The following is a 16,181-nucleotide window of genomic DNA, read 5'->3' on the forward strand; positions in this document are numbered from 1 at the left end:
ATGGATGTGTAGGACGCTTCCGGGTGTTTGTAAGAAAGCCCTCACGTCACTTCCCGAAGGCCACAGCACCTTGCGTCGTTGCCTACGGTTACGCCAGAATCCGCCGGCTTGTGCGCCCAGGGGCTACTCGGTAACTTGATTCGCGTCACTGATGGTCAGTGATCGGGTTTAGTAGCCCGGCCAAGGTTAAAGCGGTCGCATGAGCATCATCAGTCAGGTAACTGCCTGCACTTGATGGCAGCTGTGCGCATGGCGTCCTCGGGCGCGCCGGTTTTTGCTTACCCTTGCCGGTCTACTAACTTGCGCACAGCTGCCACCCTTTCGTGTAGTAGCGAGATGGTGCGGCCCAGCTAATTAAGGGAAGCACTCATGATTAAGCCAACACCAAACCCGCCGGACACCGATCCGGCAACGCCCTCAGAAACCATCGACTCAAACAATTCCCACCCACCATCCGAACGCATTCCCTCTGCCGCCGACATCCAGGCCACTCCGCGCAAGCTTTGCACCATGTTCATCGTCAACCCGGAACTCGATACCGAAACCCTGCTGGCCCACGCCTGTGAGTCGCTGGCTTCGGCCAATGTCATGGCGCTGGATCTGGCGGATCATATGGCAGGGACGAGTCGCAACGCCCTGTTGGGGATTGCCCAGGTCATCATGCTGGGTGAGCTGGCGGTGAACCGGGCGTTGGATCGGATTGATCGGGCTGAATAGGAGATCAAAAGATCCCCGTAGGAGCCAGGCTTGCCGGCGAAGGCGATTTCAAATACGCCTTCGCCGGCAAGCCTGGCTCCTACGGGGATCAACGTTTTCGTTCGGGAGATGTTAATACCCTTCGAACTGCGCCGGGCGTTTCTCGATGAACGCCTGCATGCCTTCCTTCTGGTCCCGTGAGGCGAACAACAATGCATTGGCCTTGCGCTCCAGCGCCAGGCCGGCTTCCAGGGGCGCATCCATGCCCGCCAGGATCACTTCCTTGATCTGCTCGGCGGCCAGGGCTGGCATGGCGGCGATGACGCGCGCCAGCTCCAGGGCGTGTGCCTGCACCTGGTCATCGTCGACCAGGTCGCTGATCAGTCCGGCGACCCAGGCTTCCTCGGCGCTGATCGGTTGGCCGGTGAGCGCCATGCGCATCGCCTTGACCTTGCCCACCGCCCGCACCAGCCGCTGGGTGCCACCGATGCCCGGCATGATGCCGATGCGGATTTCCGGTTGGCAGAAGCGGGCGCTGCGGCCGGCGACAATCAGGTCGGCATGCATCGCCAGCTCACAGCCGCCGCCATAGGCATAACCGCAAACTGCCGCAATCACCGGTTTCGGGCAGTGCTGGATCGGCCCCCAGACCCGTTCGGTGTGGCGCTTGTAGATATCGATGGCGCCGACCCCGGCCATGCTGTTGATGTCGCCACCGGCGGCGAACACCTTGTCTCCACCGGTCAGCACGATGCAACGCACCTCGGGGTCGATCGCAAGCTCACTGAAATAACGCGACAGCAGCGCCTGCAATTCCAGGCTCAAAGCGTTGGTCGCCTGGGGGCGGTTGAGCCGCAGCAGGGCCACGCCGGGCAGTGGGCGTTCGAGCAGAACCGGTGCAGCGGATGAGTCGGACATGAGCATTCTCGAAGACCTGACAACGTGTAAATGGCCACCAGTGTCCTGTTCAGGCGGTTGAATTTTCATCGTCCGTTCAGACGTAGTTTGGCCTGCGGTTCGTCCCTAGAGTGACCCTTGTCAGTAGAAAAGGAGCACATGATGGAGCTGCATTCGGGTCTTGATTACAGCGGCAAGGTGGTGCTGGTCACCGGTGGCACCAAGGGCATCGGCGCCGGTATTGCGCTGGGGTTCCTGGCCGCGAACGCACGGGTGATCGTCTGTGCCCGGCGCGAACCTGAACAGGTGCCGGCGCAGGGTGGCAAGCGCGCGACCTTCATCGCCGCGGATGTGCGGGACCACGATTCCCTGCAACGCCTGTTCGCCACCATCGAGCGCGACTTCGGGCGCCTCGACGTGGTGGTCAACAACGCCGGCGGCAGCCCTTCCGCCGACGCAGCCACGGCGTCGCCCAGGTTTCATGAAAGCATCATCGGTCTGAACCTGATCGCGCCGCTCAACGTCGCCCAGCACGCCAACCGGCTGATGCAGGCCCAGGTGCAGGGCGGTTGCATCGTCTTTATCGGCAGCATCAGTGCGCTGCGTTCCTCGCCAGGCACCGCCGCTTACGGCGCGGCCAAGGCCGGGGTGCTGGCGCTGGTGCAATCGCTGGCGGTGGAGTGGGGGCCCAAGGTGCGGGTGGTCACGGTCAGCCCGGGGCTGGTACAGACCGAGCAGTCGCATCTGCACTACGGCTCCGAGGCCGGTATCGCCGCCGTCGCGGCAGGCATTCCGGCCGCGCGCATGGCGGTGGCCGAAGACATCGCCAACGCCTGTCTCTACATCGCATCGCCGCTGGCCAGTTACGCCAGCGGTTGCAACCTGTTGCTGCATGGCGGTGGTGAACGTCCGGCATTTCTCGGTGCCGCGCAGGTTCTGCCCACCTGATCGACCTATTGCGGCGACCGGGTTCGGTGGCCGCCTTCAATGTGAAGGAGACGACTTTGGCTGATCCACAATTGCTATCCAATGTGCGCGCCCTGGTGGGGCGCCAGTACGGCCGCGTGTATGCCTGGGACGAGGTCAATGCCCCGATGATTCGCCAGTGGTGCGAAGTCATGGGCGTGGACAACCCGCTATACACCGACGCGGGCTTTGCCTTGGGCACCGTCCATGAGCGCCTGATCGCTCCGCCTGCGATGTTGCAGGTGTGGACCATGGAAGGCCTGCACGCCAACAACTATCCACCTGGCTCCACCGACGAGAACCCTTACGAGGTGCTCAAGGAAATGGAAGCCTACGGCTATGCCTCCACCGTGGCGGTGAACTCCGAGCTGAGCTTCACCCGCCCGGTGCGCCTGGGCGAAAAGCTCTACTACACCACGCGCCTGGACTCGGTGGGCGATGAAAAAACCACCGCCCTGGGCACTGGTTTCTTCGTCACCCTGGTCATGAGCCATTTCGTCGAAAAGACCGGTGGCGACGAGCCGGTGGGCCAGTTGCTGTTTCGCGTGTTCAAGTTCCGCGCGGCCAATGCCCAGGCGCCTGCCAAAGTCGAGTCGGCACCGGTCAAGCCCAAGCGCCCGCTGCCGGGCATCAGCGACGACACGCGGTTCTTCTGGGAAGGCTGCGAGAAGGGCCAGTTGCTGATCCAGCGCTGCACCGCGTGCCAAACCTTGCGCCATCCACCGGCTCCGGTGTGCATCCAGTGCCACAGCTTCGACTGGGACACCTTGCAGGCCAGCGGCCGCGCCAGCCTGTACTCGTTCGTGGTGATGCACTACCCCGAGGTGCCGCCGTTCGATTACCCCAACCCGATCGGCCTGATCGAGCTGGAGGAGGGCGTACGCCTGATTGCCGGCCTGGTCGGTATCGAGCGCGAGCAACTACAGATCGGCCAGCGCTTGCAGGTCGAGTTCCAGACCTTCGATGACCAGTTGACGCTGCCTTTGTTCCGGCCGGTAGACGCGTAGGAGCCATTCACCATGGATTTCGAATTAAGTGAAGACCAGCGCGCCATTGCGCAAATGGCCGACAGCCTGTTTGTCGACCATTGCCATGACGACTACATGCGCCAATGGGACACCAGCGGCGAACCGATGATGGCGCCGTTGTGGGCGCTGTGCATCGAGACCGGGCTGCAGGCCTTGGCCATTCCCGAGGAGCACGGCGGCAGCGGCCTGGGCATGACCGAGCTGATGCTGGTGTTACAGGCCCAGGGCAAGGCCCTGGCCCAGGTGCCGTTGTGGCGCCATCAACTGGCGGCCGCGACCCTGGCCCGTTTTGACGCCAGCGACAGTGCGGGGTGGGTCGCCAAGGCGGCGTCCGGCGAGGCGTTGTTGAGTCTGTCCGTCGATGCCTTGAGCAGTGCGCTGGGCATTGAGCTGCAAGCACGTCCTTGTGCCGAAGGCTGGGCAATCAACGGCCGGGTGGCGGCCCTTTCCATGGGCGATCAATCCCGGGCCGCGCTGGTGCTGGTGGAGGCCGATGGCCAACCGCGCTTGCTGCTGTTGGACCTGTCAGCGCCCGAAATACAACGGGTATCGGCGGTGCTGACTCACGGCGAAGCGGTGACCGACCTGCACATCGAGGGCTTGACCGTGAGCAGCGGGGCGCTGTTGCCGGCCGAGGCCGTGGCCTGGCTGGAACTGCGCAGCATGGCGGCGCTGGCTGCCCTGCAACTGGGGGTCAGCGAAGAGCAGATCCGCCGCACCGTGGCCTACGTCAGCGAGCGCCGGCAGTTCGAGCGCAGCATCGGCAGCTTCCAGGCGGTGCAGATGAGCATGGCCGACACCCATATCGCCGTCGAAGCCTTACGCACGGCGCTGTGGCAACTGGCCTACCGCATCGATGCCGGCTTGCCGGCGCCTTCCGAAGCGTTGGCCACCGCCTGGCTGGCCTGTGAAGCGGGACACCGCATCGGCCATGTCGCACAGCACGTGCATGGCGGGATCGGCGTTGACCTGACGTACCCGATCCACCGTTTTCTCTATTGGAGCCGTGGCCTCTGCCTTGCCCTGGGTGGTTCGGCGGCAAACCTGGAACGCCTGGGCGACTGGCTCAACGATAACGACAAGCTGGGATGGAAATATGACCTCGAAGAACACCAAGCGCTTTGAAGACGTGCGCCCCGGCGAAGTACTGCCGGAGCTTGCCGTCCCAATCACGGTGACCCTGATCAACGGCGGCGCGATTGCCACCCGTGATTACTTCCCCGGCCACCACGACGCAGAGGCGGCCCGTGCCTTGGGTTCGCCCCACGTGTTCATGAACATCCTCACCACCAATGGGTTGGTGCAGCGGTTCATCGAGCAGTGGGCCGGGCCGCTGGCGCAATTCACCGCGCTGAAAATCAAGCTCGGCGCACCGAACTACCCCGGCGACTGCATGACCTTCAGCGGCAGCGTCACCGGCGTCGATGCGCACACCCGCTCGGTGGAAATCACCTTGAGCGGCAAAAATTCCATGGGCAACCACGTGACCGGCACGGTCGCGCTGGTCCTGCCCTGACAGCCGGAGAGACACAGATGACTGATTCATCGATTTCCGGGCGTGCCGCGATCGTTGGTCTAGGCGCAACCGAATTTTCCAAGAACTCCGGACGCACCGAATTGCGCCTGGCCCTGGAGGCCACTTTGAGTGCCCTCAAGGACGCCGGCATCGACCCGAGCGAGGTCGAGGGTTTCAGTTCCTATTCCGTGGACAAGGTCCCGGAATACGAAATTGCCCGTTTGCTCGGTTGCAAGGACGTGAAGTTTTTCTCGCAAGTACCCCACGGTGGCGGCGCGGCTTGCGGGCCGGTGATGCACGCAGCCATGGCAGTGGCGACCGGGATGGCGAAAGTGGTGGTGGTGTATCGCGCCATGAACGAACGCTCCTGGTATCGCTTCGGTACCGGTAACTACGGCTTCGCTTCGGCGCCGACCTTCGACAACGTCAACTACGGCTGGTACATGCCCCACGGCTTTCATACGCCGGCGGCCTGGGTCGGCATGTTTGCCCAGCGCTACATGCACACCTATGGCGCCACTAGCGAAGACTTTGGCCGGATCGCAGTGGCGGCGCGGGATTTTGCCGCCACCAACCCCCAGGCGTTTTTTCACGGTAAGCCGATCACCCTGGAAGAACACCAGGCCTCGCGCTGGATCTGCGAACCGCTGCACCTGCTCGATTGCTGCCAGGAATCCGATGGCGCCGTGGCGATGGTGATCACCTCGGCCGAGCGCGCCCGTGACCTGCGGCAGAAACCGGTGACCATCAAGGCCGGTTCCCAAGGCATCAGCCACGGCCAGCAGAGCATGACCTCGTTCTACCGCGACGACATCACCGGGCTGCCGGAGATGGGCGTGGTCGCCCGCGAGCTGTATCGCCAGTCGGGCCTGGGCCCGGAGTCTTTCCAGACCGCCGTGATCTACGACCATTTCACCCCGTTCGTATTGCCGCAGCTGGAAGAGTTCGGTTTCGCCAAACGTGGCGAAGCCAAGGAATTCATCCGCGCCGGGCACCACGCCCGTGGCGGCAAACTGCCGATCAACACCCACGGCGGGCAACTGGGCGAAGCCTACATCCACGGCATGAACGGCATCGCCGAAGCGGTACGCCAGGTGCGTGGCACGGCGGTCAACCAGGTGGCGGATGTGCAGAACGTGCTGGTCACCGCCGGCACCGGCGTACCCACCAGCGGCCTGATTCTCGGCGCAGCTTAAGGAGCAGCCTATGTTCGTCGACCTCACTCCCGAACAACATGCCCTGCGCCTCAAGGTGCGGGATTATTTCCAGGCCCTGATGACCCCGGACCTGCGCGACCAGTTGCGCGGCAAGGAAGGCGGCGAGCTGTTTCGCCAGACCATCCGCCAGATGGGCCGCGACGGCTGGCTGGCAGTCGGCTGGCCGAAGGCCCATGGCGGTCAGGGCTACGCCGCCACCGAACAGTTGATCTTCTTCGAAGAAGCCAACATCGCCGGGGCGCCGCTGCCGTTCGTGACCATCAGCACCGTGGGCCCGGCCTTGATGGCCCATGGCAGCGAGCTGCAGAAAGAGCGTTTTCTGCCAGGGATCGCCGCGGGCGACATCATGTTTGCCATCGGTTATTCCGAACCCGACGCCGGCAGCGATCTGGCGGTGCTGAAAACCAGTGCCCGCCAGGACGATGAAGGCTTCGTGGTCAATGGCAACAAGCTGTGGACCTCGGGTGCCGAGTCAGCCGACTTCGTCTGGCTGGCGGCCCGTACCGACCCGACCCAGGCGCGGCATAAAGGCATTTCGCTGCTGATCGTCGACACCACGACGCCGGGTTTCTCCCACACCCTGATTCCCACCACCAGCATTCCGACCACGGCCACCTACTACGACAACGTTCGGGTGCCCAACGAGATGCTGGTGGGCGAGTTGCACGGTGGCTGGAAGCTGATCACCTCGCAACTGAACCACGAACGCCTCGGCCTCGGCACCTGGTCGGACAAGGTGGTGGCGCTGTTCCGCCGGGTTTACCTGTGGTCACGGGCCCGCGACGAGCAGGGCCGTCGGGCGATGGACAAAGCCTGGGTGCGCAGTTCTTTGGCCGAGTGTTATGCGCGTCTGGAAGCGATGCGCCTGATCAACATGCGCATCGCCGCCGACCTGGAGCTCGAACGCATGAACGTCGCGCTGAGTTCGACCACCAAGGTCTTCGGCTCCGAGTCGGCCATCGAGATCCTGCGCAAACTGGCGGCGATCGTCGGCGCCAATGGCTCGATGCGCAGCGGCTCGGCGGCGACGCTGTTGCAGGGTGAACTGGAATTTGAATTGCGCTCTGCCCCGACCCTGACCTTTGGCGGCGGCACCAATGAAATCCAGCGCGAGCTGATCGCCCAGTTTGGCCTCGGCATGCCGCGCACCCAACGCTGACGCTCGTCCATCAAAAACAAAAACCGTACTCGCCCCGAAACCGGGGCGGGTCGAAGGGGACTTTCATGAGCACTATCGAGCAATTTCGGCAGGACACCCGTGCCTGGCTGGAAGCTAATTGCCCGCTGTCGATGCGCACCGGCATGGCTGAAGGCGATGTGGTGTGGGGCAGTCAGAACCCGCAGTTTCCCTGCGAAGACGCACGCCTGTGGTTCGAACGCATGCGCGACAAGCGCTGGTTCTGTCCCGAATGGCCAGAGGAATATGGCGGCGCGGGCCTGAGTGACGAACAACTGTCGGTGCTGGAAAGCGAGATGCGTCGCATCAAGTGCCGCCCACCGCAAATCAACCTGGGCATCTGGATGCTCGGGCCAGTGTTGCTGGCGTTCGGCAGCGATGCGCAGAAACGCGATCTGTTGCCGCCGATCGCCCGCGGTGAAGTGCGCTGGTGCCAGGGCTTTTCCGAGCCGAACGCCGGTTCGGACCTGGCCAGCCTGAAGATGGCCGCGCGTGATGCCGGCGATCACTTCGTGGTGGATGGCAGCAAGATCTGGACCTCCTACGGCGACAAATCCGACTGGATGTATGCCCTGGTGCGCACCGACTTCAGCGCGCCTAAACACGAAGGCATCAGCCTGATCGTGCTGGACATGCGCAGCCCTGGCGTGACGCCGAAGCCGATCGATTTGATCAGCGGCAAATCGGCGTTCTGCCAGGTGTTCTTCGATGGTGTGAAGGTGCCAAAGAGCCAGTTGATCGGACCGTTGAATGGTGGCTGGAACCTGGCCAAGTACCTGTTGCAGCACGAGCGCAAGGCGATGTCGAAATTCGGCGAGTTCAGTCTGCCGTCGCACTTCGATCTTTTGGCCTTGATGCGTGAATACGTGCCGGCGCCCCAGACCATGAGTGAACACGCATTGCAGGCGCGGGCCACGGCCTGTGCGATGAACGAGCATGCCTACAACCTGACCGTGCAGCGCATGGGTGAAGAGGCGCGGGCCGGTGATGACATCGGCGGCCTGATGTCGATCATGAAGCTGGTGCACACCGAACAGGAGCGCGACAAGTTCGAAGTACTGCTCGACGCCATGGCCGGGCATGCCTTCGGCTGGGAGAGCACGGCATTCAGCGAGCAGCAACTGGCGATCACCCGTTCCTGGTTGAACAGCTATGCGCTGACCATTTCCGGCGGGGCCTCGGAGATCCAACTGAATGTCATCGCCAAGCGCGTACTGGGCTTGCCCGACGCTAAAAAAGGAGTCACCCCATGAGCCTGCGTTATAGCGATGAACAGCGTTTGCTGGCCGACAGCGCGCGGGACTTTCTCGCCGCCCGCAGCCCGGTCGGCGCCCAGCGTCGACTGCGTGATGACGCGGTGGACCTGGGCTTCGATGCACCGCTGTGGCGGGACGCGGTCGAGCTGGGCTGGAGCGCGATTCCGTTCCCGGAAGATTTCGGCGGCCTGGATTTCGGCTGCAAGGGCCTGGGGCCGATCTTTGAATCCATGGGCCGCAACCTGTCGGCCTCGCCGCTGTTATCCAGTGTAGTGCTCGGCGGTTCGCTGTTGCATCTGGCGGGTAATTCGGCACAACAGACGCACTGGTTGCAAGCGGTGATCGGGGGCGAACAGCGCCTGGCCCTGGCCGTGGACGAACGCTCGCGCCACGACCCGAGCCGCATTGCCCTTGAGGTGAAGGCCGAGGGCCAGGGCTATCGCTTGCATGGCGATAAGTACTGGGTCGTCGATGGCCTCGGCGCCGATGCCTATGTCGTGGCGGCGCGCACGTCCGGGCAGCCGGGCGACACGCAAGGCATCAGCCTGTTCCTGGTGCCCGCCGAAACGCAGGGTTTGACCGTCAGTGCCTTGGCGCTGATCGATTCGCGCAACAGCGCACGCCTGCAACTGGATCAGGTGCAGTTGGGCAGCGACGCGCTGCTGGGCAGCCTGGGCGAAGGCTGGGTCACGCTGGAAACCGCGCTGGACCGGGGTCGCACCTGCCTGGCCGCGGAGCTGTTGGGGATGGCCGAGCAACTGTTCGAGACCACCCTGGATTACCTCAAGACCCGCGTGCAGTTCGACACGCCGATTGGCACCTTCCAGGTCCTGCAACATCGCGCCGCGCAGATGTACATCGACCTGGCGCTGAGCCGCAGTGCCCTGATGGCCGCGCTGGCGACCCTGGATGACGCCAGCCACGATGCCCGCGCGCGCGCTCGCCTGGTCAGCCTCGCCAAATGGAAGGCCGGCGACACGGCGATCAAGGTGGCCAACGAGGCGGTGCAGATGCATGGCGGTATTGGCGTCACCGACGAGCTGGATGTCGGCCTGTTCCTCAAGCGTGTTCGTGTTGCACAGGGCTGCCTGGGAGACCGGGATTTCCATTGTGAACGCTATTTGGCCCATGCGTAGGAGCCAGGCTTGCCGGCGAACGGGACGCCACGGTGTAACTGTTGAATCGCGTCATCGTTCGTTCGCGGGCAAGCCTCGCTCCTACAGGCGAACGGGACGCCACGGTGTGTCTGTTGAACCACGTCATCGTTCTTCGCTGTAGGAGCCAGGCTTGCCGGCGAACCAGGCGACGCGGTGTATCTGCAATACCGCGTCATCGTTCTTCGCGGGCAAGCCTCGCTCCTACATAGAAATGGATTCCCACACAAATTGGATGTTCACCGCAGACCCACAGGTCTTTCGGCTGTTCTGGAGAAAACACAGATGAGCATTGAACGCTGGCAAACCGCGTGGCGACAATTGATCGCCCCCGGTGCGCCGTTTGAAGTGGTGACGCCCGATGACGGCGCGCCACGCTATTTCCGTCACGCTGCGCACGACCTGCTGCAGGTGCTCGACGCCGGTCGTGTCCACGGCGACCGTGAGTTCCTGGTCTGGCAGTCGCAGCGCCTGACCTTCAATCAATATTACGATCAGGTTGACCGCCTCGCCGAGCAGATGGTCGCTCGCTTTGGCCTGCAACCGGGCGAGCGGGTGGCGATTGCCATGCGCAACCAGCCGGCGTGGCTGGTGGCCTTCGCTGCGATCCTGCGCTGTGGCGCGGTGTGTGTACCGCTCAACAGTTGGGGCCTGCGCGACGAGTTGCAGTACGCGCTGCAGGACAGCGGTTCGCGTCTGCTGCTGTGCGACGAAGCGCGCCTCGATACCCTGCGCGCAGATCTGGCCCGTGAGCAGCATGCCACGATCGTCGTCGGGAGCCAGGAAGGAACGTTGCCCGAGTATTGCCTGCGTTTCGAAGACTTGATCAGCGCGCCGGCATTACCGTTGCCTTCGCTGGAAATCGACCCCGACGCGCCAGCACTGATCCTTTACACCTCCGGCACCACCAGTCGTGCCAAGGGCGCATTGTCCAGCCACCGGGCGATCTGCCAGGCGCTGTTCGCACTGGATTTCCAGGGCGCGTTTTGCGCCATGAGTTCACCGGAACGCATCGGCGTGGTGATCAACAGCGGCTTCGCGCCAACCACACTGGCGGCTGTTCCGCTGTTCCATGTCAGCGGCTTGCATGCGCAGTTCCTGTCGGCATTGCGCGGTGGTCGGCGCTTGATGCTGATGTACAAGTGGGATGTCGAACGGGCCATCGACCTGATTCGTGATGAGCGCTGCACCCAGTTCAACGGGGCTCCGGTGATGATGCAGCAACTGCTTGCTTCGCCGCGCTTTGGCAGTGAGCAAACCGCCAGCCTGTTTGGCTTGGGGTTGGGCGGTGGAGCTTCGTCCGCTGGGGTGCTCGACAACATGCTCAAGCTCAAGCCCGACGCCATTGGCGGCGCCGGCTACGGCCTGACCGAAAGCAACGGCATCGGTGCGGCGATTGGTGGCGATCAGTTTGTGTACAAGCCGGCAACGGCGGGCTGGGCGCTGCCGATCGTCGATATTCGCATCGGTGACAGCCCTGACCAGCCGCAGTTGGCGGGCACCCGCGGGGTGATCTGGCTGCGTTCGCCGACCCTGATGAGCGCCTACTGGAATCTGCCCGAGGCTACCTCGCAAAGCCTGCGCGACGGTTGGCTCGACACCGGCGATATCGGCTACCTCGATGAAGAGGGCTTCCTCAGCATCACCGGCCGGGTCAAGGAGTTGATCAACCGCGGAGGCGAGAAGATTTCCGCGGCTGAAATCGAAACCTGCATTCTCGATATGCCTGGCGTCCTGGAAGCGGCGGCATTCGCCATTGCCGACCCGTTGCTGGGTGAGACGGTGGGGCTGGCCGTGCATGGCCAGGCATCGACGCTGCCCCAGGAGGCGCAAGTCTGCGCATTCATCGCCGAGCGCCTGGCCGCCTACAAGGTGCCGACGCAGGTCTATCGGGCATTCGAGCCCTTGCCACGCAATGCCACTGGCAAGGTGCTCAAGGCACAACTGCAAGAAAAGTTGGGCGCATAACGCCTGCTTAGTCTTTCCGGACGATGTTGCTGCCGGCAGAACACGAACAATGGGTCCATACCAACAAAGCCTTATCAGCGTAGGAGGCATTACATGAAAATAACAAGAACAGGTCTCGTGCTCGCGGTCGCAGTCACAGCCAATAGCGGGCTGATGGGTTATGCGCACGCCGAGGTGTCAGCTCAGGAAGCCGCCAAACTGGGCAAGGAGCTGACCTGTGTCGGCGCCGAGAAAGCCGGGAACGCGGAGGGCACCATTCCGCCGTATACCGGCAAATACCTGGGTGAAGTGCCGGGCTGGAATCATGTGAAGTTCTCCGGTGGCCAGCCGGTTGATCCCTATGCGGCGGAGAAGCCGATCCTGGTGATCACTGCGCAGAACATGAGCCAGTACGAGTCGCACCTGACAGAAGGGCAGAAGACCCTGCTGAAGAAGTACCCGACCACCTACAAAATGAACATCTACCCCGGCCACCGGGATTTCCGCTACCCCGATTACGTTTGTCGCCGCGCGATGGACAATGCGCTGCACGCCAAGCTGGTCAACGACGGTGCAGGTTTTACCGGGATCGGCCAGATACCGTTCCCGATCCCCAAAAACGGCATGGAATTGCTGTGGAATCACCAATTGCCGGCACGTGCCTACACCGAGGAAAAAACCTCCGACCTGGCGTCGGTCCTGCCCAACGGCAGCATTGGCTGGGGGCGTGCCTACGCGCGTAACCTGTCGCCGACCAACTCGCCGACCGTTGATTCAAGGGACGGCGATATTATTGCGTCCTTCAGTAACAACATGACCCTGAAACCGGCTCGCGACAACGGTACTCTCAGCATTGCCCATGAACCCTACAACTTCGGCACCGGTACGCGTCAGGCCTGGTCCTACAGCCCGTCGACACGCCGCGTAAGGCAGCTGCCAGGCTACGGTTTCGATCAGCCGATGATCGGTACCAACGGCACCATGACCGTCGACGAAGATCGCTTGTACAACGGTTCACCCGAGCGTTTCACCTGGAAACTGATCGGCAAGCGCGAAATCTACAGCCCGGCCAACGCGTTCAAGCCCAACACCGGGACCGTCAAGTACGCCGACATCCTGACGCCCAACCATCCCAACCCGGACTTCATGCGTTATGAGTTGCGTCGGGTGTGGGTCCTGGAGGCCGACTTGAAGGAAGGCTATCGCCATGTCTACGGCAAACGCGTGCTGTTCATCGACGAGGACACCTGGCACTCGGTCATGGCCGACAACTACGATGCCCGTGGGCAGCTGTGGAAACACGCCATGATCAATTACTACTACCACCCCGACATGAGCAGCTGGCAGGCCGGTTCGCAGTTCTTCATGGACCTGAACTCTGGCCAGTACACCGGCTACGGCATGACCAACGAATCGAAGAAAGGGCCGATCCTCAACGAAGGCAAATTCACCCCCGACCAGTACACCGCGGATGCGGCGCGGGCTATCGGGCGCTAAGACCAATGTGGTTGCAATGACAAAAAGCCCCATCGGTATCCGGTGGGGCTTTTTGTTATCTGCTGCACCGCATTATCGTTCTTCGCTGTAGGAGCCAGGCTTGCCGGCGAACCGGGCGCTGGGGTGTGTCTGCTGCACCGCGTTATCGTTCTTCGCTGTAGGAGCCAGGCTTGCCGGCGAACCGGGCGCCGCGGTGTATCTGCTGCACCGCGTTATCGTTCTTCGCTGTAGGAGCCAGGCTTGCCGGCGAACCGGGCGCCGCGGTGTATCTATCGCACCGCGTTATCGTTTTTCGCGGGCAAGCCTCGCTCCTACAGGCGAACCGGGCGCTGGGGTGCATCTGTCGCACCGCGTTATCGTTTTTCGCGGGCAAGCCTCGCTCCTACAGGCGAACCGGGCGCTGGGGTGTATCTGTCGCACCGCGTTATCGTTCTTCGCGGACATGCCAGGTCGCTTCACCGCTCGCTCCAGTGGTCTCGGCAGACACATCGGGAACCACAACTCACCCACCTTCTTCCTCCTGGGATCTAGCCTGAACTGACAGGCTCATGATCAAGGAGGATTACCCATGCCAACCATTCGCCATGCACACCGACTGCGCACCGGCCGCTATTCAGTGCCGGGTCAGGTCTACCTGATTACATCCATTGTTCAGAACCGGGACCCCGTATTCAAAGACTTTGAACAGGGTCGCCTGGTGGTTGATGCGTTGAGAAAAGCTCAGCAAGAAGAGCTGGCCCTTTCGCTGGCCTGGGTTGTTATGCCGGATCATCTTCATTGGCTGATCGAGCTCAAGGACAGCACGCTCACTTTCGTGATGGCGAGGACAAAATCTCGCATTACGTTCGCGTTGAATCGCTCGATCGGGCGTGATGGACCACTCTGGCAACATGGCTTTCATGACCGGGCCATCCGCAGGGAGGAAGACCTGCAGGCCGTGGCCCGCTATATCGTCGCCAATCCGTTGAGGGCAGGGTTGGTCGAGAGAATCGGAGATTATCCATTGTGGGATGCCGTGTGGCTGTAGGAGCCAGGCTTGCCGGCGAACTGGGCGCAGCGGTGTATCTGTTGCACCGTTATCGTTCTTCGCGGGCAAGCCTCGCTCCTACAGGCTCATCAAAAAAAAACCGCTGGAACCTCACAGGTTTCCAGCGGCGCGATGGTATGGGGAGGAGGGTCAGGCAGTCACGGCCTGGTTCGGTGCGGACCGCGGGGCGGGGCTCTTCATATGTTGGCGGTAACGCGGCAGCGCCAGGGTCAGGAACACGCTGGCCAGCACCAGCATTGATACCGACGAAGCCAGGGCATAGCGCAGGGATTCAGTGCCCAGGGTCGGCACGAAGAAGTCGCTGAGCATGCCTACAAACAGCGGCCCGACACCGACGCCCAGCAGGGTCATGGACATGACGAAAATCGCCGTGGCCTGGGCCAGTCGCGTGGACGGAAACAGGTGGGTAATGGCGCTCAGGCACGGTGTTGCCCACCACACACCGAAGAAGGCAAAGGCGCTGTAGAACAGGAACGCCTGTGGCACCGCGATGCTGCCGATATGGAACGCCGTACCCTGGGGCCAGAGGAAGTACGCCAGGGCGAAGGGGATGCTGATCAACGTGCCCAGTAGTGGCACGCCGATTTGCCAGCCGACATCGCGCCGCGCCATGCGGTCGGTGAGCATGCCGCACATCAGGGTGCCGACGGTCGCACCGGTGCCGCCCACCACGCCCACCAGGAACCCGGCCTCTTGCAGGTTGAGGCCGTGGGAACGGATCAGGAAGCTCGGGCTCCAGGTGCCGATGGCGTAGCCGGCAATCGCCGCCGCGCCGCCGGTGAGTACCAGGCACAGGAACGAGGGCATGCGAAACAGCTCGACGAGGGTCTTGAGCCAGCCATCCTGTTGCGCCGCGACGTTGCCCAGCGGCACTGCGCGCTTGGGTGCCCGCACGGTCAGCAGCAGAAGCAGGCCCAGGAAGATGCCGGGTGCACCGATCAGCAAGAAGGCGTAGCGCCAGCCGTGATGCTGGGCGATCCAGCCGCCCAGGCCCAGGCCAACTATCGCCCCCAGGCTGGAACCGAGCATCAGCACCGACAGGGCAGTGGAACGGCGGTTCGCCGGGTACAAATCCGAGACCATGGCCACCGACGGCGCCGTACCGCCGGCCTCACCAACGGCCACGCCGATCCGCGCCAGAACCAGGGTCAAAAAGCTGCCCGCCATGCCGCAGAGCATGGTCATCAGGCTCCAGGCGATGCAGCTGAAGGCGATCACCGGCTTGCGCCCGATGCGGTCCGACAGGCGCCCCAACGGGAAGCCGAACACGGTGTAGAACACTGCGAAGGTCACCCCCGACAGCAGGCCGATGCCGGTGTCGGAAATGCCGAATTCGAGCTTCACCGGTTCGATCAGGATCGCCATCAACTGGCGGTCGATGTAGTTGAACACATAGATGCTGGCGAGCACGAACAGCGCGTAGTGCGTTCGCCATGTCACGGGGGGTTGGTTCACTGCGGGTGCTCCCGGTTTTGTTCTGGTTGCCGCGATGCTCGGCTTGTCGCGGTTTTTTTTCATCGTCCGTTCAGACCATCTTTTTCGTCCCCGGCTGGTCTCCTGTAGGAGCCAGGCTTGCCGGCGAAGAACGATGACGCGGTGTTTCAGATGCACCGCGGCGTGACATTCGCCGGCAAGCCTGGCTCCCACAAGCGGTGTTTCAGATGCACCGCGGCGTGACATTCGCCGGCAAGCCTGGCTCCCACAAGCGGTGTTTCAGATGCACCGCGGCGTGACATTCGCCGGCAAGCCTGGCTCCCACAAGCGGTGTTTCAGATGCACCGC

General features: G+C 62.8%; 14 protein-coding genes. 12 read left to right on the plus strand and 2 right to left on the minus strand.

Translation table 11 applies throughout. From position 1 onward, the window contains the following. Positions 1-369: 369 nt before the first annotated feature. The gene (locus PMA3_RS11610; protein WP_064677285.1) at positions 370-717 is read left to right on the plus strand and encodes a DUF6124 family protein; all 348 of its coding nucleotides are present in this window, start codon (positions 370-372) and stop codon (positions 715-717) included. Positions 718-828: 111 nt separating this feature from the next. Here the strand turns inward: PMA3_RS11610 and PMA3_RS11615 are convergent, their stop codons facing one another. After that, positions 829-1,614: an enoyl-CoA hydratase gene (locus PMA3_RS11615; protein ID WP_064677286.1), complete on the minus strand. Its 786-nt coding sequence runs from the start codon at positions 1,612-1,614 to the stop codon at positions 829-831. A gap of 141 nt (positions 1,615-1,755) precedes the next feature. Here PMA3_RS11615 and PMA3_RS11620 point away from each other — a divergent pair, with 141 nt between their 5' ends. The 11 genes from PMA3_RS11620 to PMA3_RS11670 all read left to right on the plus strand — a co-directional run bounded on the left by PMA3_RS11620 (position 1,756) and on the right by PMA3_RS11670 (position 14,378). Then, positions 1,756-2,541 (plus strand): SDR family oxidoreductase, encoded by a 786-nt coding sequence (locus tag PMA3_RS11620; protein WP_064677287.1) that lies wholly within the window; start codon positions 1,756-1,758, stop codon positions 2,539-2,541. A 56-nt stretch (positions 2,542-2,597) separates the two neighbouring features. After that, positions 2,598-3,566 (plus strand): bifunctional MaoC family dehydratase N-terminal/OB-fold nucleic acid binding domain-containing protein, encoded by a 969-nt coding sequence (locus PMA3_RS11625; protein ID WP_082930302.1) that lies wholly within the window; start codon positions 2,598-2,600, stop codon positions 3,564-3,566. Between the two features lie 12 nt (positions 3,567-3,578). Continuing rightward, the gene (locus PMA3_RS11630; RefSeq protein ID WP_064677289.1) at positions 3,579-4,712 is read left to right on the plus strand and encodes an acyl-CoA dehydrogenase family protein; all 1,134 of its coding nucleotides are present in this window, start codon (positions 3,579-3,581) and stop codon (positions 4,710-4,712) included. Next, positions 4,684-5,103: a MaoC family dehydratase gene (locus PMA3_RS11635; RefSeq protein WP_064677290.1), complete on the plus strand. Its 420-nt coding sequence runs from the start codon at positions 4,684-4,686 to the stop codon at positions 5,101-5,103. The genes PMA3_RS11630 and PMA3_RS11635 overlap by 29 nt, the downstream gene beginning before the upstream one ends. A 17-nt stretch (positions 5,104-5,120) precedes the next feature. Next, positions 5,121-6,299 (plus strand): lipid-transfer protein, encoded by a 1,179-nt coding sequence (locus tag PMA3_RS11640; protein WP_064677291.1) that lies wholly within the window; start codon positions 5,121-5,123, stop codon positions 6,297-6,299. A 10-nt stretch (positions 6,300-6,309) separates the two neighbouring features. Then, the gene (locus PMA3_RS11645) at positions 6,310-7,479 is read left to right on the plus strand and encodes an acyl-CoA dehydrogenase family protein (RefSeq protein WP_064677292.1); all 1,170 of its coding nucleotides are present in this window, start codon (positions 6,310-6,312) and stop codon (positions 7,477-7,479) included. 65 nt (positions 7,480-7,544) lie between these two features. Further along, entirely contained in the window at positions 7,545-8,750 is a 1,206-nt protein-coding gene (locus tag PMA3_RS11650) for an acyl-CoA dehydrogenase family protein (RefSeq protein WP_064677293.1), read from the plus strand. After that, positions 8,747-9,889, plus strand: coding sequence for an acyl-CoA dehydrogenase family protein (locus tag PMA3_RS11655; RefSeq protein WP_064677294.1), 1,143 nt, complete (start codon positions 8,747-8,749; stop codon positions 9,887-9,889). The genes PMA3_RS11650 and PMA3_RS11655 overlap by 4 nt, the downstream gene beginning before the upstream one ends. 303 nt (positions 9,890-10,192) lie before the next feature. Beyond that, positions 10,193-11,875, plus strand: a complete 1,683-nt coding sequence (locus PMA3_RS11660) for a class I adenylate-forming enzyme family protein (RefSeq protein WP_064677295.1) — start codon at positions 10,193-10,195, stop codon at positions 11,873-11,875. A 93-nt stretch (positions 11,876-11,968) separates the two neighbouring features. Continuing rightward, on the plus strand, positions 11,969-13,351 hold the full coding sequence (locus PMA3_RS11665; RefSeq protein WP_064677296.1) for a DUF1329 domain-containing protein: 1,383 nt from the start codon (positions 11,969-11,971) through the stop codon (positions 13,349-13,351). A gap of 568 nt (positions 13,352-13,919) precedes the next feature. After that, positions 13,920-14,378, plus strand: coding sequence for an REP-associated tyrosine transposase (locus tag PMA3_RS11670; RefSeq protein WP_064677297.1), 459 nt, complete (start codon positions 13,920-13,922; stop codon positions 14,376-14,378). Positions 14,379-14,528: 150 nt separating this feature from the next. Here PMA3_RS11670 and PMA3_RS11675 read toward each other — a convergent pair whose 3' ends face one another. Continuing rightward, positions 14,529-15,854: a spinster family MFS transporter gene (locus tag PMA3_RS11675; RefSeq protein ID WP_102136410.1), complete on the minus strand. Its 1,326-nt coding sequence runs from the start codon at positions 15,852-15,854 to the stop codon at positions 14,529-14,531. Positions 15,855-16,181: the final 327 nt, after the last annotated feature.

Source organism: Pseudomonas silesiensis, assembly GCF_001661075.1.
GTDB lineage: Bacteria > Pseudomonadota > Gammaproteobacteria > Pseudomonadales > Pseudomonadaceae > Aquipseudomonas > Aquipseudomonas silesiensis.